The following is a 17,160-nucleotide window of genomic DNA, read 5'->3' as shown; positions in this document are numbered from 1 at the left end:
GCGGCCATGATGGGACCAGCACACTCACTGTCGGGGGCCGCGGCCTGGCTCGGGGTCGGGGCCGCGGCCGCCGCGGCGGGCCACCCGATGCCCTGGCCGGTGCTCCTGGTCGGGGCCCTGATCTGCGCGGGTGCCGCACTGGCTCCGGATCTGGACCACAAGGCGGCCACCATCTCGCGGTCCTTCGGGCCCATCTCACGCTGGGTGTGCGAGATCGTCGACAAGCTGTCGTATGCCGTCTACAAGGGGACCCGGAAGGCGGGGGACCCGCGCAGGTCCGGCGGTCACCGCACCTTGACGCACACCTGGCTGTGGGCGGTGCTGCTCGGTGCCGGCACCTCGGTCCTCGCCATCACGGGCGGCCGCTGGGCGGTGCTGGCCATCCTCTTCGTGCACATGGTGCTGGCCATCGAGGGGCTGCTCTGGCGGGCGGCGCGCGGTTCGAGCAGCGATGTCCTGGTGTGGCTGCTGGCGGCGACGAGCGCCTGGATCCTCGCGGGCGTACTCGACAAGCCGGGCAATGGCTCAGACTGGCTGTTCGCGGAGCCGGGCCAGCAGTATCTGTGGCTCGGCATGCCGATCGTCCTGGGTGCCCTGGTGCACGACATCGGTGACGCGCTGACGGTCTCGGGCTGCCCCATCCTGTGGCCCATACCCGTGGGCCGCAAGCGCTGGTACCCCCTGGGCCCGCCGAAGGTGATGCGGTTCCGCGCCGGCAGCTGGGTCGAGCTGAAGGTGCTGATGCCGGTCTTCATGGTGCTCGGCGGGGTGGGCTGCGCGGCGGCCCTCAACGTCATCTGACCGGGGCCGGGCGGCGGACTACCGGTCCGCCGCCCGGCCGCCCTGCTGCTCCGCGCCGCCGTATCGGCGCTCGAACCGGGCGACGCGGCCCTCCGTGTCCACGGTCCGCGCCTTGCCCGTGTAGAAGGGATGGCTCTCGGACGAGATCTCGACGTCCACGACCGGATAGGTCTGTCCGTCGTCCCATTCGATGGTCTCGTCGCTGCTCGCGGTGGAACGCGTGAGGAAGGCGTATCCGGCGGCGCGGTCACGGAAGACGACGGGGTGGTAGTCGGGGTGCTTGTCCTGCTGCATGGGCTGCTCCCTGGGTGGCGGGGACCGGCGGTGTCAGCTGAACGAGGTGTCCTCGTCGACGATGTGCACGGCTGCCTCCTCGGCCGACGCCGCCGCACCGTCGATGCCGACGTCGCTCGCGATCAGACCGCTCTCCTCGTCCTCGTGCGCCCCCTCACCGGGGGCGACGAGGCGACCCGAGCGGACGTCGCCGACCTCGCTGTCGAGAGGTTCCCCGTCGCCGTCCATCCAGTCTCCGATGCCGTCGCCGTCGGGGATCGCGATGTCCGGGAGTTCCTCCGAGAGTCGCTCGTCCAGGGTTTCCCCACGGTGCCCCTCGGACGCGGTCACGCCCACGTGATCCACGGCCCAGGGCCGCTCCGGCGGCGACCAGCCCCGGTCGAGAGGGTCGCCGACCCCGTCGGCGAGCAGGGTGTCCTCGGAGTCGAGCAGCCCCGCGTCGTCCTGCACCTCGGATCCGTCGGGCTGGTAGACGTCGTCTCCCCAACCGTCGGTGCTGTCCACGGGAACCTCCAGATATGGGACGGAGCCGGGCACCGCCGCGTCACGGCGGACACGGGTAGCACCGTGCACGGGCCGTGCCCTTCCGAAGCGGGTGGCCGCGGCACGTCCCCCGCGCCGTTGCCACTTCCAGCCTTCCACTCCGCGACGTCACTGCGCAACGGCAACCGTGGTCGCAGCTCGGCACGGGTACGCGGGGGCGGCGCGACACGCTCCGGGACGGGCCGCCGGCTGCGGAAGCCGGCGGCCCGCTCGTGAGCCTTGTCAGCCGTGCCAGGACCGCCACAGCGCCGCGTACGCACCGTCCGCCGCGACCAGCTCGTCGTGGCTGCCCAGCTCGCTGATCCGCCCGTTCTCGACCACGGCGATCACGTCGGCGTCGTGCGCGGTGTGCAGGCGGTGGGCGATGGCGACGACCGTGCGCCCGTCCAGGACGCGGGCCAGTGAGCGCTCCAGATGGCGGGCCGCGCGGGGATCGAGCAGGGAGGTCGCCTCGTCGAGCACCAGCGTGTGCGGGTCGGCGAGCACCAGCCGGGCCAGCGCGATCTGCTGTGCCTGGGCCGGGGTCAGCGCCAGACCGCCGGAGCCCACCTCGGTGTCCAGGCCGTCGTCCAGGGCACGTGCCCAGCCGTCCGCGTCGACCGCCGCCAGCGCCGACCACAACTGCGCGTCGGCGGCGTCCGCCGCGCTCGCCTCCCCGCTCGACCCGTGCCGGGCGTGGGGGAGGGCCAGCAGCAGGTTGTCGCGCAGGGAACCGACGAAGACGTGGTGCTCCTGGTTGACCAGGGCGACGTGTGAGCGCACTCGCTCGGCGGGCATGCGGGACAGTTCCGCACCCCCGAGGGTGATCCGGCCGTCCCGGGGCGCGTAGATCCCGGCGAGCAACCGGCCCAGCGTGGACTTGCCCGCACCGGACGGCCCGACCAGGGCGAGCCGCGTACCGGGCGCCACCTCGAGGGAGACCCGATGCAGCACGTCGACTCCGGCACGGTAGCCGAAGCGCACCGCGTCGGCCTCGACGTCACGTCCCTCGGGCGCGAGCGAGGTGTCGCCGGCCTCCGGCTCGATGTCGCGGACCCCGACCAGCCGGGCCAGTGACACCTGGGCGACCTGCAGCTCGTCGTACCAGCGAAGGATCAGGCCCACCGGGTCGACGAGCATCTGCGCGATCAGCGCGCCCGTCGTCAGCTGGCCGACACCGATCCAGCCGTGCAGGACGAACACCCCGCCGATCAGCAGCACGGAGGCGAGGATCGTGACATGCGTGATGCTCACGACGGGGAAGAGCACCGAGCGCAGCCACAGCGTGTAGCGCTCCCAGGCGGTCCATTCCTTGATCCGCCGGTCGGAGAGAGCGATACGACGTTCGCCGAGGCGGTGCGCCTCTACGGTGCGTCCCGCGTCCACCGTCTCGGCGAGGACGGCGGCCACGGCCGCGTAACCGGCGGCCTCGGAGCGGTAGGCCGAGGGGGCACGTCGGAAGTACCAGCGGCAGCCGATCACCAGCAGCGGCAGCGCGAGCAGCACGGTCGCGGCGAGCGGCGGAGCCGTGACGGTCAGGCCGCCGAGCAGCAGCAGCGCCCACACCAGGCCGATCGCCAGCTGCGGTACGGCCTCGCGCATCGCGTTGGCGAGCCGGTCGACGTCGGTGGTGATCCGGGAGAGGAGGTCTCCCGTCCCGGCCCGTTCCAGTACGCCCGGGGGCAGCCCCACCGAGCGTACGAGGAAGTCCTCCCGCAGATCGGCGAGCATGCGTTCGCCGAGCACGGCGCCGTTCAGGCGGACCAGCCGCACGAACACGGCCTGGACGACCAGGGCGAGGACGAAGAGTGCGGCGGTGCGCTCCAGGTGGAGCTCCCGGGCGTCGTCCGACACATGCTCCACGAGGCCGCCCAGCAGGTACGGACCCGCCATGGAGGCGACGACGGAGACCGTGTTCACCGCGACGAGCAGCAGGAAGGCCCGGCGGTGCCGGCGGAACAGTTCGGCCACGTAGGCGCGGACGGTCGTCGGGGCGCCGACGGGCAGTGTGTTCGCCACCGTCGGGGCCGCCGGGTCGTACACCGGTGGCGCCACGCCGATCATGCGGTCTCCTCGATCTCTTCCAGTTCCGCCAGTACTCGCTCGGTGAGCCCGTCGTCGGCCGGTCCGTCGGCGGTGGGTGCGCCGTCCGGGGCGGCGGACTCCTCTTCGGTCTCGCGGGTCACGACGGCGCGGTAACGGGGGTCGTCCTGCACCAGCTCGCGGTGCGGGCCCACCGCCGCGACCCGGCCCTCGTGCACCAGCACGACGCGATCCGCGCGATCCAGGACCAGCGGCGACGAGGTGAAGACAACCGTCGTACGGTTGGCCCGCAGCGTCCGGAGGCCTTCGGCGATCCGGGCCTCGGTGTGTGAGTCGACCGCGGAGGTCGGCTCGTCCAGGACGAGTACCTGCGGATCGGTGATCAGTGACCGTGCCAGGGCGAGCCGCTGGCGCTGGCCGCCCGACAGGGACCGGCCGCGCTCGGTGATCCGGGCGTCCATCGGGTCGTCGGCCGCCGGTGACCCCTGAGTGAGCGCGTCGAGTACGTCGCCGCACTGCGCGGCGGCGAGCGCGGCCTCGGCACCGACCGCGCCGGAGGCTGGCACGTCGAGGAGCTCACGCAGCGAACCGGACAGCAGCACCGGGTCCTTGTCCTGGACGAGGACGGCCGTCCGCGCCGAGTGGAGCGGAAGCTCGTCCAGAGGGATGCCGCCCAGGAGCACCGACGTCCCCTCCTCCGCCGGGTGCCCGCCCAGCCGCTCGGCGAGCACACCTGCCGCGTCCGGGTCACCGCAGACCACCGCGGTGAACAGTCCCGCGGGCACCAGGAGCCCGGTCGTGGGGTCGTAGAGGTCTCCGGTCGGCACGGTGGCCTCGCGGGACCCGCGGGAGTCCGTCGCGCGCTCCAGTGACAGCACCCTGGCCGCGCGACGGGCGGAGGGCCGTGAGAAGGAGTACGCCATGGCGATCTCCTGGAAGTGCTGCAGCGGATAGGTGAGCAGCATGACGGCGCTGTAGACGGTGACCAGCTCGCCGACGGCGATCCGGCCCTCGTGGGCCAGCTGCACACCGCGCCAGACCACGGCGATCATCAGCAACCCCGGCATCAGCACCTGGAGCGCCGAGATCACCGACCACATCCGGGCACTGCGCACCGCCGCGGTACGGACTTCCTGCGAGGCCCTGCGATAGCGGTCGAGGAACAGCTCCTCGCCACCGATGCCGCGCAGCACCCTCAGGCCCGCGACGGTGTCCGACGCCAGTTCCGTGGCGCGGCCCGCCTTCTCGCGCTGGGTGTCGGCCCGCCGGGTCGCCCGCGGCAGCAGCGGCAGCACCGCGAGGGCCAGCACGGGCACGCCCACCGCGACGATCACGCCGAGGGCGGGCTGGTACACGAGCAGGCCCACGCAGACCGCCACCACGGTGAGCGCGGCCGCACTGAAGCGCGAGACGGCCTCCACGAACCAGCCGATCTTCTCCACGTCGCCGGTGGACACCGCGACCACCTCGCCGGCCGCGACCCGGCGCGTCAGGGCCGAGCCGAGCAACGCCGTTCGGCGCGCCAGAAGCTGCTGGACCCGGGCGGCCGCGGTGATCCAGTTGGTGACGGCGGTGCGGTGCAGCATGGCGTCGCCCAGCGCGATGCCGAGCCCGCACAACAGGAGCAGTCCGCCCGTCTGGGCGAGGCGAGTCCCCGATCGTTCGACGACGGCCTGGACCGCGAAACCGACGCAGAAGGGCAGCCCGCAGACGGACAGGAAGTGCAGCAGCCCCCAGGCGAGGGACTTGAGTTGGCCCCCCAGTTGACTGCGGCCGAGCCACCACAGGAACCGGGGCCCGGAGCGCGCGTCCGGCACCCCCGGGTCGGGATACGGAAGGTCTTGGATCTGCATGACGTCCCAGTGGCTCGTGTCAGTGATGGACGGGGTCGTGGCGCGCGGCCGCCCCCGGGTGGAGCGCCTGCGTGCGTCCGCGATTGCCCGTAACAAACCGTGAAAGGGTCGCCTCGGGACGTGGTCGGAGGCAAACGGTTTTCCGGCCGGATGGGGCGCGGGGGTGCATCTCCGCGACACGCGGGCGGATTGCGCTCATATATACCTGATTGCCGGAAAGATAATGTGACGATATGACGCATGCGAACAGGTGATGTGAACGGCACGGTGCGCTCACGAGCCCTGGGTGCGGCCTGCGGTGTGCTTCTGATGTTCCTGTCGGCGTGCGGTGGTTCGGGTGCGGAGCCCGGCCGGTCGCCGGGTGCCCGCGCGCCCACCAGGGCGGCGGGTCCCCCTGCGGCCATGGCCGAACCACCCGACGGCGGGCCGGAAGCGAAGGATCGCCTTCCGGGGGTCGGTGAACGGCTGTACGAAAGCATCCCCGCGTACACCGGTCAGGCCGTGGTGGTCTACGGCGACGACGAGGACTCACCGGACTCGGAGATCGTGTTCTACGAGAGGGAGGGCCCCGTCTGGTACGAGGCCGGCCGCTGGTGGGGCCACAACGGGCGCGCGGGCTGGACGACGGACCATCACGAGGACGATCTGCGCACTCCGGTGGGGGTGTTCACGCTCACCGACGCGGGTGGTGTCCTCGACTACCCGGGCTCCGGGCTCCCGTACGACCACAACGCGGTGTCGTACCGGGTGCCGGAGGGCTGGGGCGAGAAGCACCGCAACGACTTCGACCATGTCATCGCGATCGACTACAACCGGATCCCGGGTACGCCGCCGAGCGATCCGACGCGTCCTGAGGGGCAGAAGAAGGGGGGCGGCATCTGGATGCACGTGGACCACGGTGACGGAACGTCGGGCTGCGTCACCCTGCCGGAGGACGGTCTGGACTACCTGTTGCACACGCTCGACCCGGAACGGCGTCCGGTGGTGGTGATGGGGGACAGGAGGAATCTGGAGGCCTGACCGTTTCGCGGGAACTGCGGGTCTCGGGATCGGATGTCTTCGGCCGCTCGTCGCCGGCCGCTGGGCCCGGGTGGCCGACGAGTCCGGCAGTCGGCGGTCGGCGGTCGGCAGTCGGCAGTCGGCAGTCGGCGGTCGATCGGGAGCGCACGGGCGAGAGGTCGATCCGGCCGTCGCTCCGCTGGTGACCCGCCGTCAGCAGCGCCGGTGCCGCCCGGACATGGCGGGGGTGTCCCCGCCGTCCATCAAGGTGTCGAGCAGGGTGCCGAGCACCTCGCGCTGCCCGTCCGTCAGCGGGGCGAGGATCTCCTGGGCGGCGGCCCGGCGTGCGCCGTGCAACTCCCGCAGCGCCTTGTGGCCCTCGTCCGTGATCTCGATCCGGATCACCCGGCGGTTGGTGGGATCGGGTGCCCGGCGCACCCTACCGCTCGCCTCGAGGCCGTCGACCAGCGTCGTCACCGCTCGCGGCACCACTTCGAGGTACTCGGCGAGATCCGCCATCCGGGGCGGTGAGCCGAAGTGCGCGAGGGTGCGCAGCAGCCGGGACTGGGCGGGGGTGATGCCCAGCCCGCACTGCTCCAGATGGCGCTTCTGGATGCGCTGCACCCGGCGGGTGAACCGCAGGAGCTGCTCGGCGAGCAGGCCGTCGGGATCTGGGGTGCTCATGCGGGAACAATATCAGGATGCCGTTCATTGTGAGTATAGGTAACAATGAGCTAGGATCCGCTGGTCCTCGCCATGCACCGCTGCGGATGGCCCGCAGCAGCCAGAGCCCTGCATCTCCCTCTCACCGCCCGTAGGAGCCCATGCATCCCGACCACACCGCCCCGGCCCCCGTGCCCGGCGACGCCGCGGAGCGGCCGCGCCAGGTCCGCCGCATCGTGAAGCTGTTCAAGCCGTACCGCGGCCGTCTCGCCATCGTCGGCCTGCTGGTCGGCGCCGCGTCCCTCGTGTCCGTCGCCACGCCGTTCCTGCTCAAGGAGACCCTGGACGTCGCGATCCCGCAGGGCCGCACCGGACTGCTGAGCCTGCTCGCGCTCGGCATGATCCTCAGTGCCGTCGTCAACAGCGTCTTCGGCGTGCTGCAGACCCTGATCTCCACCACGGTCGGCCAGCGCGTCATGCACGATCTGCGCACCGCCGTCTACGGACGGCTGCAGCGCATGTCACTCGCCTTCTTCACCCGCACCCGCACCGGCGAGGTCCAGTCCCGTATCGCCAACGACATCGGCGGCATGCAGGCGACCGTCACCTCCACCGCGACGTCCCTGGTCTCCAACCTCACGAGCGTGGTGGCCACGATCGTCGCGATGGTCGCCCTGGACTGGCGGCTCACCGTCGTCTCGCTGCTCCTGCTGCCGGTGTTCGTGTGGATCAGCCGCCGGGTCGGCAACGAACGCAAGAAGATCGCCACCCAGCGGCAGAAGCAGATGGCCGCCATGGCCGCCACGGTCACCGAGTCGCTGTCCGTCAGCGGCATCCTGCTCGGCCGCACCATGGGGCGTGCCGACTCGCTCACCAAGTCCTTCGAGGGCGAGTCCGAAGGGCTCGTCGACCTCGAGGTGAAGTCGAACATGGCGGGCCGCTGGCGCATGGCGGTCATCACGATCGTCATGGCGGCCATGCCGGCCGTCATCTACTGGACCGCCGGTATCGCACTCCGGCTCGGCGGCCCCTCCATCTCCATCGGTACGCTCGTCGCGTTCGTCTCGCTGCAGCAGGGGCTGTTCCGGCCGACCGTGAGCCTGCTGTCCACCGGTGTCCAGATCCAGACGTCGCTGGCGCTCTTCCAGCGGATCTTCGAGTATCTCGACCTGCCCATCGACATCACCGAGCCCGCGGACCCGGTGCATCTCGACCGGGTCAAGGGCGAGATCCGTTTCGAGGGCGTCGAGTTCCACTACGACGGCAAGAGCGGTCCGATCCTCGAGGACATCGACATCACCGTCCCGCCCGGCGGGAGTCTCGCCGTGGTCGGCCCGACCGGCTCCGGGAAGTCGACGCTCAGCTACCTGGTGCCGCGGCTGTACGACGTGACGGGCGGGCGGGTCATGCTCGACGGGGTCGACGTGCGGGACCTGGACTTCGACACGCTCGCCCGCGCGGTCGGCGTGGTGTCCCAGGAGACCTACCTCTTCCATGCCTCGGTCGCCGACAATCTGCGTTTCGCCAAGCCGGACGCCACCGACGAGGAACTGCACGCGGCCGCGAGGGCGGCGCAGATCCACGACCACATCGCCGCACTGCCCGACGGGTACGACACGATCGTCGGCGAGCGCGGTCACCGCTTCTCGGGCGGCGAGAAGCAGCGGCTCGCCATCGCCCGCACCATCCTGCGCGACCCGCCGGTGCTCATCCTCGACGAGGCGACGAGTGCGCTCGACACACGTACCGAGCACGCGGTCCAGCAGGCCATCGACGCCCTGTCGGCCAACCGCACCACGCTCACCATCGCCCACCGGCTGTCCACCGTCCGGGGGGCCGACCAGATCGTGGTCCTCGACGCCGGGCGCACGGTCGAACGGGGCACGCACGAGGAGCTGTTGGAGCTGGGCGGGAGGTATGCGGCCCTCGTCCGGCGGGACGCCCGAATGGAGACGACAAGATGAAGATATGCCGGGTTTGTCGGGTTCGGCGGGTTACGGTGCCCATATGGAGACGAACACTCCGTCAGGGAAGCGGACCCGACTGACCGGCCCCGCCCGGGTCGCCTTCGTCGTGGCCGGGGCGATCGTGGCGGGCGCCGTCGTGGGGGTGCCGCTGCTGATTCTGACGCGGGGCGACGAGCCCCGGCAGGTCAGACTCGTCATCCCGGAGGGCTGGCGTGCCGGCCAGATCTACCGGGCCGTCGACAAGGCACTCCGGCTGCCTCCGGGCTCCACGAGGAAATCCCTCGCCAAGGCCCATCTCGGACTGCCGCAGGAGGCGCACGGCAATCCCGAGGGATACCTCTTCCCGGCCACGTATCCGCTCCGTGAGGACTCCACCCCCGAGTCCGTGCTGCAGTACATGGTCGACACCGCGAACAAGAGGTTCAAGGGCGGGACGACCACCGCCGGTTCCCCGCGCACCGCGATGGGCCTCTACCGGACCGTCACCCTCGCCAGCATCGTGCAGTCGGAGGCGGCGACCAGCCAGGACATGCGCAGGGTGGCCCGGGTCATCTTCAACCGCCTCCAGCGCGGCATGCCGTTGCAGATGGACTCCACCCTGAACTACGCGAAGGACCGCTTCACGCTGGACACCAGCCTGGACGACACGAGGATGGACAGCCCCTACAACTCGTACCGGCACATGGGCCTGCCCCCGACGCCCATCGCAAACCCGGGCAGCGACGCGATGCGAGCGGTGCTGAACCCGACACCGGGCGACTGGCTGTTCTTCGTCACGGTCAAGCCCGGCGACACCCGGTTCACATCGAGCTACGAGGAGCATCTGCGCAACGTCCGGGAGTTCAACCGGCTGCGCGCCGCGGCCTCGCCGTCGAACTGAGGGCACATCACGCGTCCACCGCCCTGTGCGGTGCGTCCGGCGGCACGCGCGCTATGCGGCGCTCTCCACCGCGAACCGCTCGCCCGCCAGCAGCCGCCTGATGTCCCGTACGGCGGCGCGTCCCGCCCGGTTGGCACCGATCGTGCTGGCCGACGGGCCGTACCCGACCAGATGGATCCGCGGGTCGGAGACCACCCGGGTGCCGTCGATCCGGATGCCGCCGCCCGCCGCGCGCAGGCGGAGCGGGGTGAGGTGGTCGATCGCGGCCCGGAAGCCCGTCGCCCACAGGATCACATCGGCGTCCAGGTGTCGGCCGTCGTCCCATGCCACGCCGTCGGGCACGATGCGGTCGAACATCGGCTGCCGGTCCAGGACCCCGTCGGCGATCGCCTGGCGGATCGCGTCGTTGAGCGGCAGGCCGGTCACCGAGACGACACTCCTCGGCGGCAGGCCCTGCCGCACCCGTTCCTCCACGAGCGCCACCGCCGAGCGACCCACGTCCTCGGTGAACGGGCCCTCGCGGAACACCGGCGGGCGCCGGGTCACCCAGGTCGTCGCCGCCGCGTAGGGGGCGATCTCCATCAGATGCTGGGTGCCGGAGGCGCCGCCGCCCACGACCACCACCCGCAGGCCAGCGAACTCCCGGGGGCCGGCGTACTGGGCGGTGTGCAGTTGCCGCCCCCGGAACGTTTCCTGACCGGGGTAGCGCGGCCAGAAGGGCCGGTCCCAGGTGCCCGTGGCGTTGATCAGCGCCCTGGTCGACCACGTCCCCGCCGACGTCTCGACGAGCAGCCGCCCGTCCGTGCCCTCACGCACCGCCCGTACGTCCACCGGCCGCCGCACACGCAGATCGAAGGTGCGCTCATAGGCGGCGAAATAGGCGCTGACGACCTCGGAGGACGGTCGCTCCGGATCCGCGTCGGTCAGTTCCATCCCCGGTAGCGCGTGCATCCCGTGCACCTTGCCGAACGTCAGCGACGGCCAGCGGAACTGCCACGCGCCGCCGGGCTCCGGGGCGTGGTCGAGGACGACGAAGTCGCGCTCCGGCTCGAACCCCGTGCGCCGCAGATGGTAGGCGCTGGACAGTCCTGCCTGACCAGCGCCTATGACGACCACGTCGACTTCGCGTACCCCTGTGTCGTTCACGCTTCCACCAACCGTGCCGGGGCCGGGGATCTTCCCGCGGGAGGGCCGGCGCCCTGCCGCGGGGGCGGCCGGTGAGGTGTGGGCGCCGTCCGATGGGTGAGGATGGGGACATGTCCGATGCCTTCAGCACCCTCGTCCTGAACGTCGCCTCCGGTTCCGGTGAGACGGTGGTCGATCTCACCCGGGCGTGTGAGGCCTTCCTCCGTGACAGAGCGGGAGGACGGGACGGTCTTCTGAACGTCTTCGTGCCGCACGCGACCGCCGGCGTGGCCGTCATCGAGACGGGTGCCGGCAGCGACGACGACCTTCTCGCGGTTCTCCACACGCTGCTCCCGGCCGACGACCGCTGGCAGCACCGCCACGGAAGCCCCGGCCACGGGCGCGACCACGTCCTGCCGGCCCTCGTCCCACCGCACGCGACCCTGCCCGTGATCGGCGGCCGGCTGGAACTCGGAACCTGGCAGTCGGTGTGTCTGGTCGACACGAACAGGGACAATCCCCAGCGGCAGGTTCGTCTGTCGTTCCTCGGGTAGCCCCCGGCCACGACCACGGGACGGACTCCACCCGCAGCCGACGGACTCCTCAGGCGGGCTTGCGCCACACCGAGACGTGCTTGGCGGATTCCTGGGTGAACGGTGCCCCGTCCCAGTCCCCGACGCGCCGTTCCGGCTCGAGCCCCGCGATACGTGCCATCAGGTCGAGTTCCGCCGGCCACGCGTACCGGTGCCGCGAGTTGTCGCGGCGGTAGCGGCCGTCGCCGTCGCGGATGAGGTGGTGCGAGACGAGCGTCTGCTCGATCAGGTCGAAGGTGTCGAAGCCGAGATGCCTCTCGGAGACGTCGAAGGGCACCGCGACCTGACCGGGCGGCAGGAACCGCAGCGGCGGTACCCCCAGTTCGATGACGAACCGTCCGCCGGGTGCCAGATGACGTGCCGCGTTGAGGAAGCACTCGACCTGCTCCTCCTGCGTCAGCAGGTTGGAGATGGTGTTGTAGACGAGATAGACCAGGGTGAACTCGCCGGGGACGACGGTCGTGGCCATGTCCCCGATGACGACCGGGAGAGCGTCCTCGTCGATCTTGCTCCGCAGGACGGCCGCCATGTGCTCGGACAGTTCGATGCCCGTCACGGGCACACCGCGCTCCCTCAGCGGGACGCCCACCCGTCCGGTTCCGATGGCGAACTCCAGGGCCCGGCCGTCTCCGGCCAGTTCGGCGAGGAAGGCGAGCGTCGGACCGAGGACGGCGACCGAGGACATCTCGGTCTCCTCGACGTCGTAGCGCTCGGCGGTCGCGCGGGTCCACAGCTCACTGCTCGTCATGGGCGGCCACTCTGCCGGGCACGGCGAGGCGCTGTCGACGCATTTTCCGTCCGTGGTCACGTGGTCCCGTGGAGTCGGCCCCGGCATCCGAACGGGTGCCCGGTCCGGTGCGCGCGGGTGTTTCACGACGACGCGGTACTCACCCGGCGGCCCCGCGGCAAGGCATGCAGGGGAGCGATCGGCGGGAGGGGGCGGAGGAGGTGTTCGGTGGACCGGGACCGCTACGAGGCGCCCGCCGACGACGACGGTCGAGCGCGATGAGGGCGAGGCGTCGACCGTCTGCCGCGCCCCGGCCGACGGGGGCGCATCGACCGGGGGAGAGGATCGTGGGGGCGCTGGGCGGGCGGTTGCCCATGACGGGCGGCGGTCGGCTGCTGCGCAAGGCGTTCCCCGAGCACTGGTCGTTCCTGCTCGGGGAGATCGCGCTCTACAGCCTGGTCCTGCTGATCCTGACCGGTGTGTGGCTGACGTTCTTCTTCGCACCGGAGATGAGCGAGGTCGTCTATCAGGGGCGGTACGTACCGCTGCGTGGCGTCCGCATGTCGCGGGCCTTCGACTCGACCCTGCACATCAGCTTCGAGGTGCGCGGAGGCCTCCTCGTCCGCCAGATGCACCACTGGGCCGCCCTGGTGTTCGTCGCCGCTGTCGGTGTGCACATGCTGCGGATCTTCTTCACCGGTGCCTTCCGCCGTCCCCGGGAGCTGAACTGGGTCATCGGCGTCACACTCCTCGTGATCGCCATGAGCGAGGGATTCGCCGGCTATTCGCTCCCCGACGACCTGCTCTCCGGGACGGGGCTGCGCATCGCACAGGGCATCATGCTGTCCCTGCCGGTGGTGGGCACGTACGTCAGCATGTTCGTGTTCGGGGCCCAGTTCCCGGGCGAGGACATCGTGCCCCGGCTGTACGCCATGCACATCCTGTTGCTGCCCGGCCTGTTGATCGCCATGGTCACGGTGCACCTGATGCTGGTGTTCCAGCTGAAGCACACCCAGTGGCGCGGACCCGGCAGAACCAACCGGAACGTCGTCGGCAAGCCGCTCTTCCCGCAGTTCATGGCGTCCTCGACGGGCCTGTCCTTCATGCTGTTCGGGGTGACCGCGCTGCTCGGCGGTCTGGCGCAGATCAACCCCGTCTGGGTGTACGGGCCCTATCGGCCGGACCAGGTGTCGACCGGTTCCCAGCCGGACTGGTACGTCGGCTTCCTGGAGGGCGCGCTGCGGCTCGTACCGCCCTGGGAGACGAACCTCGCCGGCCACACCCTGATGTGGAACGTGCTGCTGCCCGCGGTCGTGCTGCCCGGGCTGCTCTTCTCGGTCCTGTACGCCTACCCCTTCGCCGAACAGAGGCTGACGGGTGAGTGGAGCGGGGAGCGGCACCTGTGCGACCGGCCGCGGGACCGTCCCGTACGCAGTGGGCTCGGTGTCGCCGGGATCGTCTTCTACGCCGTCCTGCTCCTGGCAGGCGGCAACGACATCATGGCGTACAGCTTCCGGATCTCACTGAACGCCCTGACCTGGATCTTCCGGATCGCCATGGTGGTGGCGCCGATCGTCGCCTTCCTGATCACACGGAGGCTGTGCCGCGCCCTGGTGGAGGCGGAGCAGAAGCGGCTGACGCGGGGACAGGAGAGCGGGGAGGTACGGCAGACCGTGGAGGGCGGGTACACGAGCGATCACCGTCCCGTGACCAGGTTCCGGCCGGGCGCGCCGAGGCGACCGGTCGGTCCCGGCGAGTCGCATACCGGAACACCGTCCCGAGAACCCCCCGCGCAGGCCCCCCGGCGCCGATGAGGAACGGCCGCAGCCGGTGGACCGCGCCGGGCCCGGCGTCCGGCCGGCGAGGGCGGCGGGGCTCGACGGGCCGTCGTCGTTCTCCTGCGCGGCCCCCCGCCCCGCAGGCGCCGAGGTGCCCGACCGCCCCGGACCTGGCCAGGGTGTACGACAGCGACCGGGATCGCCGGACGGCTACAGGCGGTGGCCGAACGTCGGTACGGTCGCGCGGGACCCGGAAGGCAGATGCCGGGAAGAACTACCGTCCCGGCTCGTCGGACGAGGCCGCACGCTCGGCGTCCCGCCTCTTGATCCGTGCCGTTTCCTTGCGGACCTCGGCCTGGGTGGCGCGCTCCTTCTCCAGCCACTCCGGCCGGTCCTGCTTCAGCGCCTCGATCTGCTCGCTCGTGAGGGCCTCCGTGACCCCGGCGCGCGCGAGACCCGAGATGGACACACCGAGCTTCGCCGCGACCACCGGGCGGGGGTGCGGACCGTTGCGTCGCAGTTCCTCCAGCCACGCGGGCGGATCGGCCTGGAGCGCGTTCAGCTCCTGGCGCGTCACGACACCCTCCTGGAACTCGGCGGGGGTGGCGGGCAGGTACACACCCAGCTTCTTCGCCGCGGTCGCGGGCTTCATCGTCTGGGCGGTCTGGTGCGACTTCATGCTGTCCAGACTATCGGCCGCGCACGAGACGTCCGACCACGCCGGGTAACCTGGCGGGGTGACAGGCTCGGAAGCATCCCCTTCGTTCCGGCTCGCGTACGTCCCCGGGGTGACGCCCGCCAAGTGGGTGCGGATCTGGAACGAGCGCCTGCCCGACGTCCCGCTGACCCTGCTCCCGGTGTCGGCCCGTGAGGCATCCGATGTGCTGCGCGACGGCGAGGCGGACGTCGGGCTCGTACGGCTGCCGGTGGACCGCACGGTCTTCAGCGCGATCCCGCTCTACACCGAGACGACCGTGGTCGTCGTCCCCAAGGACCATCTGATCTCCGCGGTCGACGAGGTGTCCGTCGGCGATCTCGCCGACGAGGTCGTCTTCCACCCCCTCGACGACGTTCTGGGCTGGGAGGAGGTGCCGGGGGAGCCCGCCTTCGAGCGCCCCGCCACCACCGAGGACGCCGTGGAACTGGTCGCGGCCGGTGTGGGCCTCCTCGTCGTGCCGCAGTCCCTGGCGCGGCTGTACCACCGCCGTGACCTCACCTACCGGACCGTCGTGGACGCCCCTCAGTCCGGAGTCGTCCTGTCCTGGCCGGAGGACGCGACCACGGATCTGGTGGAGGACTTCATCGGAATCGTCCGCGGGCGGACGGTCAACAGCACACGGGGGCGCACCGTCCCCGAGGCGCAGCCGAAGAAGGACAAGAAGCCCGGCGCGGTCACGGCCCGGCAGAAGCCCGCGTCGCGGCAGTCCACGGGCCGTGGCCGGCAGGGCGGCGCCTCGGGCTCGAAGGGCAACGGGCGCGGCAAGCCCCGCCGCCGCACCTAGGGAGTCGTCCTCGAAGCCGCCGTCATGGCACGAACGAAAGCGGCGGCGGGGTCATGAGGAGGCCGGGGCGGAGCCCACGAGCCAGTCGTACGCCGTGCGCGCCGTGAACTCCGCCTGGCCCCCGCGCAGCAGCAGCCCCGCCGTGGCGAACACCGGTTCGTCGGCCTGCGCCGGGACGTACGGGACGGCGATGCAGCGCATTCCGGCGGCGTACGCGGCGGCGACACCGGGCGCCGCGTCCTCCAGGACCACGCAGTCGGCGGGCGACACCCCGAGGCGGCGGGCGGCCTCGATGAAGACGTCCGGGGCCGGCTTGCCGTGTGCGACCTCGTCGGCCGAGACGTACGCGGTGAACCGGGAAGCCAGGCCCGTTCCCGAAAGGATCGCCTCGATGGCCCCCGGCGACGAGCCGGAGGCGATGGCCATCGGGACGCCCTCGCCGGCCAGCAGTTCCACGAGCGCCCGCATCTCCGGGTAGATGGGGGTGGAGGCCCGAGCCAGGTCCATGTAGCGGCGGTTCGTCTCCGCGAGCAGTTCGTCCAGCGGGGAGTCGAGGCCGTAGCGCTCCCGGAACAGCGCCAGCGTCTCCCGGGTGCTGATCCCGACGTACCGCTGGTGGTCCGCCCAGGTGAAGTCGGGGACGCCGCGATCCGCGAGCAGCCTCCGTGCCGCCTCGAAGTAGTTGGGCTCGCTGTCGACGAGCGTTCCGTCGAGATCGAAGACGACCGCGGTCGTGCCGGGAAGGGCCATGGCGTCCAGGATGCCAAGGGGCCCCTGCGCGCTCCGCACCGGGCGGATCATCGCGCGGTCGCGCGGCCGATCGACTCCACCAGCGGCAGCACACGGTGCGGAACACGCTCGCGCAGCGCCACCTCCGTACGGGTGCGCACCACACCGGGCAGGCCGATCAGGGTCTGGATGACGTCTTCCAGGTGCTCGTTGTCCCGCGCCACGACCCGGGTCATCAGATCCCCGCCGCCGGTGATCGAGAACGCCTCGACGATCTCGGGCACGGCCGCGAGGGCGTCGCCCACGTCGTCCAGGTGGCCCTGGGTGACCTCGACGTGCACGAAGGCGAGCACCGGATGCCCGAGGGCGGCGGGGGACAGGGAGGGCGCCGTACCGGTGATCACCCCGTCCCGCTCCAGACGGTCGAGCCGCGCCTGGAGGGTGCCGCGGGCGATGCCGAGGGTGCGCGCGTACTCCCGCACACTGGTGCGCGGCTGTTCGAGCAGCAACCGCAGGATGCGGGTGTCGAGTTCGTCCACGGCCATGGTCCGTTGGCCTCCTCGTCGTGCACGGGGGTTTCGCTCGACTGTACCAATGGCCCAATGAACGACGTGCCGCTTGAGCCACTGTCCTACGGGTGCTTTCCTTGTGGGTATCAATGGCGCCGCGCAGCGCAGGACCGGT

General features: G+C 71.3%; 17 protein-coding genes. 7 read left to right on the top strand and 10 right to left on the bottom strand.

Annotated features, from left to right (window positions below; genetic code table 11):
• The first annotated feature begins 6 nt into the window (after positions 1-6).
• Positions 7-801: a metal-dependent hydrolase gene (locus tag ACSHXN_RS07020; protein WP_355135660.1), complete on the top strand. Its 795-nt coding sequence runs from the start codon at positions 7-9 to the stop codon at positions 799-801.
• Positions 802-819: 18 nt separating this feature from the next.
• Here the strand turns inward: ACSHXN_RS07020 and ACSHXN_RS07015 are convergent, their stop codons facing one another.
• The 4 genes from ACSHXN_RS07015 to ACSHXN_RS07000 all read right to left on the bottom strand — a co-directional run bounded on the left by ACSHXN_RS07015 (position 820) and on the right by ACSHXN_RS07000 (position 5,513).
• Positions 820-1,095, bottom strand: coding sequence for a type B 50S ribosomal protein L31 (locus ACSHXN_RS07015; protein ID WP_355135658.1), 276 nt, complete (start codon positions 1,093-1,095; stop codon positions 820-822).
• Between the two features lie 33 nt (positions 1,096-1,128).
• A complete protein-coding gene (locus ACSHXN_RS07010; RefSeq protein WP_059127606.1) occupies positions 1,129-1,599 on the bottom strand; it encodes a DUF5709 domain-containing protein in 471 nt (156 codons plus the stop codon).
• 261 nt (positions 1,600-1,860) lie between these two features.
• A complete protein-coding gene (locus ACSHXN_RS07005) occupies positions 1,861-3,681 on the bottom strand; it encodes an ABC transporter ATP-binding protein (RefSeq protein ID WP_355135656.1) in 1,821 nt (606 codons plus the stop codon).
• On the bottom strand, positions 3,678-5,513 hold the full coding sequence (locus ACSHXN_RS07000) for an ABC transporter ATP-binding protein (RefSeq protein ID WP_356112710.1): 1,836 nt from the start codon (positions 5,511-5,513) through the stop codon (positions 3,678-3,680). Before ACSHXN_RS07000 ends, ACSHXN_RS07005 begins: the two co-directional genes overlap by 4 nt.
• Positions 5,514-5,753: 240 nt before the next feature.
• Here ACSHXN_RS07000 and ACSHXN_RS06995 point away from each other — a divergent pair, with 240 nt between their 5' ends.
• Complete coding sequence (locus ACSHXN_RS06995) at positions 5,754-6,533, top strand: L,D-transpeptidase family protein (protein ID WP_356112708.1); 780 nt, start codon at positions 5,754-5,756, stop codon at positions 6,531-6,533.
• Between the two features lie 192 nt (positions 6,534-6,725).
• Here the strand turns inward: ACSHXN_RS06995 and ACSHXN_RS06990 are convergent, their stop codons facing one another.
• Positions 6,726-7,196, bottom strand: a complete 471-nt coding sequence (locus ACSHXN_RS06990; protein WP_355135650.1) for a MarR family winged helix-turn-helix transcriptional regulator — start codon at positions 7,194-7,196, stop codon at positions 6,726-6,728.
• Between the two features lie 140 nt (positions 7,197-7,336).
• On the opposite strand from ACSHXN_RS06990, the gene ACSHXN_RS06985 reads away from it, so the two are divergent.
• The gene (locus ACSHXN_RS06985) at positions 7,337-9,139 is read left to right on the top strand and encodes an ABC transporter ATP-binding protein (RefSeq protein ID WP_383356845.1); all 1,803 of its coding nucleotides are present in this window, start codon (positions 7,337-7,339) and stop codon (positions 9,137-9,139) included.
• A 43-nt stretch (positions 9,140-9,182) separates the two neighbouring features.
• Entirely contained in the window at positions 9,183-10,022 is an 840-nt protein-coding gene (mltG, locus tag ACSHXN_RS06980; protein WP_355135646.1) for an endolytic transglycosylase MltG, read from the top strand.
• Between the two features lie 51 nt (positions 10,023-10,073).
• Here mltG and ACSHXN_RS06975 read toward each other — a convergent pair whose 3' ends face one another.
• On the bottom strand, positions 10,074-11,168 hold the full coding sequence (locus ACSHXN_RS06975) for an NAD(P)-binding domain-containing protein (protein ID WP_355135644.1): 1,095 nt from the start codon (positions 11,166-11,168) through the stop codon (positions 10,074-10,076).
• Positions 11,169-11,278: 110 nt separating this feature from the next.
• Between ACSHXN_RS06975 and ACSHXN_RS06970 the strand changes: the two genes are divergently transcribed.
• The gene (locus ACSHXN_RS06970; RefSeq protein WP_438302808.1) at positions 11,279-11,701 is read left to right on the top strand and encodes a secondary thiamine-phosphate synthase enzyme YjbQ; all 423 of its coding nucleotides are present in this window, start codon (positions 11,279-11,281) and stop codon (positions 11,699-11,701) included.
• 49 nt (positions 11,702-11,750) lie between these two features.
• On the opposite strand, the gene ACSHXN_RS06965 is transcribed toward ACSHXN_RS06970, so the two are convergent.
• The gene (locus ACSHXN_RS06965) at positions 11,751-12,488 is read right to left on the bottom strand and encodes a class I SAM-dependent DNA methyltransferase (RefSeq protein WP_356294589.1); all 738 of its coding nucleotides are present in this window, start codon (positions 12,486-12,488) and stop codon (positions 11,751-11,753) included.
• A gap of 257 nt (positions 12,489-12,745) precedes the next feature.
• Here ACSHXN_RS06965 and qcrB point away from each other — a divergent pair, with 257 nt between their 5' ends.
• A complete protein-coding gene (qcrB, locus tag ACSHXN_RS06960) occupies positions 12,746-14,281 on the top strand; it encodes a cytochrome bc1 complex cytochrome b subunit (RefSeq protein WP_438302807.1) in 1,536 nt (511 codons plus the stop codon).
• Positions 14,282-14,519: 238 nt separating this feature from the next.
• Here the strand turns inward: qcrB and ACSHXN_RS06955 are convergent, their stop codons facing one another.
• Positions 14,520-14,924, bottom strand: coding sequence for a DUF5997 family protein (locus tag ACSHXN_RS06955; RefSeq protein WP_355135638.1), 405 nt, complete (start codon positions 14,922-14,924; stop codon positions 14,520-14,522).
• 58 nt (positions 14,925-14,982) lie between these two features.
• Between ACSHXN_RS06955 and ACSHXN_RS06950 the strand changes: the two genes are divergently transcribed.
• Positions 14,983-15,747, top strand: a complete 765-nt coding sequence (locus ACSHXN_RS06950) for a LysR family substrate-binding domain-containing protein (RefSeq protein ID WP_355135636.1) — start codon at positions 14,983-14,985, stop codon at positions 15,745-15,747.
• Between the two features lie 51 nt (positions 15,748-15,798).
• On the opposite strand, the gene ACSHXN_RS06945 is transcribed toward ACSHXN_RS06950, so the two are convergent.
• Positions 15,799-16,497 (bottom strand): HAD family hydrolase, encoded by a 699-nt coding sequence (locus ACSHXN_RS06945; RefSeq protein WP_438302806.1) that lies wholly within the window; start codon positions 16,495-16,497, stop codon positions 15,799-15,801.
• 47 nt (positions 16,498-16,544) lie between these two features.
• Positions 16,545-17,021, bottom strand: a complete 477-nt coding sequence (locus ACSHXN_RS06940) for an Lrp/AsnC family transcriptional regulator (RefSeq protein WP_355135632.1) — start codon at positions 17,019-17,021, stop codon at positions 16,545-16,547.
• Positions 17,022-17,160 lie beyond the last annotated feature (139 nt).

The sequence above is a fragment of the Streptomyces sp. HUAS TT11 genome, from assembly GCF_051553595.1.
GTDB lineage: Bacteria > Actinomycetota > Actinomycetes > Streptomycetales > Streptomycetaceae > Streptomyces.
Note: the sequence above shows the minus strand (reverse complement) of the source record. Positions and strands in the feature narration are given on the sequence as shown.

Coding starts and splice junctions, on each gene's coding strand:
- ACSHXN_RS07020 (WP_355135660.1), top strand. CDS start 7: ATGATGGGACCAGCACACTCACTGTCGGGGGCCGCGGCCTGGCTCGGG.
- ACSHXN_RS07015 (WP_355135658.1), bottom strand. CDS start 1,095: ATGCAGCAGGACAAGCACCCCGACTACCACCCCGTCGTCTTCCGTGAC.
- ACSHXN_RS07005 (WP_355135656.1), bottom strand. CDS start 3,681: ATGATCGGCGTGGCGCCACCGGTGTACGACCCGGCGGCCCCGACGGTG.
- ACSHXN_RS07000 (WP_356112710.1), bottom strand. CDS start 5,513: ATGCAGATCCAAGACCTTCCGTATCCCGACCCGGGGGTGCCGGACGCG.
- ACSHXN_RS06995 (WP_356112708.1), top strand. CDS start 5,754: ATGCGAACAGGTGATGTGAACGGCACGGTGCGCTCACGAGCCCTGGGT.
- ACSHXN_RS06990 (WP_355135650.1), bottom strand. CDS start 7,196: ATGAGCACCCCAGATCCCGACGGCCTGCTCGCCGAGCAGCTCCTGCGG.
- ACSHXN_RS06985 (WP_383356845.1), top strand. CDS start 7,337: ATGCATCCCGACCACACCGCCCCGGCCCCCGTGCCCGGCGACGCCGCG.
- mltG (WP_355135646.1), top strand. CDS start 9,183: ATGGAGACGAACACTCCGTCAGGGAAGCGGACCCGACTGACCGGCCCC.
- ACSHXN_RS06970 (WP_438302808.1), top strand. CDS start 11,279: ATGTCCGATGCCTTCAGCACCCTCGTCCTGAACGTCGCCTCCGGTTCC.
- ACSHXN_RS06965 (WP_356294589.1), bottom strand. CDS start 12,488: ATGACGAGCAGTGAGCTGTGGACCCGCGCGACCGCCGAGCGCTACGAC.
- qcrB (WP_438302807.1), top strand. CDS start 12,746: ATGAGGGCGAGGCGTCGACCGTCTGCCGCGCCCCGGCCGACGGGGGCG.
- ACSHXN_RS06955 (WP_355135638.1), bottom strand. CDS start 14,924: ATGAAGTCGCACCAGACCGCCCAGACGATGAAGCCCGCGACCGCGGCG.
- ACSHXN_RS06945 (WP_438302806.1), bottom strand. CDS start 16,497: ATGGCCCTTCCCGGCACGACCGCGGTCGTCTTCGATCTCGACGGAACG.
- ACSHXN_RS06940 (WP_355135632.1), bottom strand. CDS start 17,021: ATGGCCGTGGACGAACTCGACACCCGCATCCTGCGGTTGCTGCTCGAA.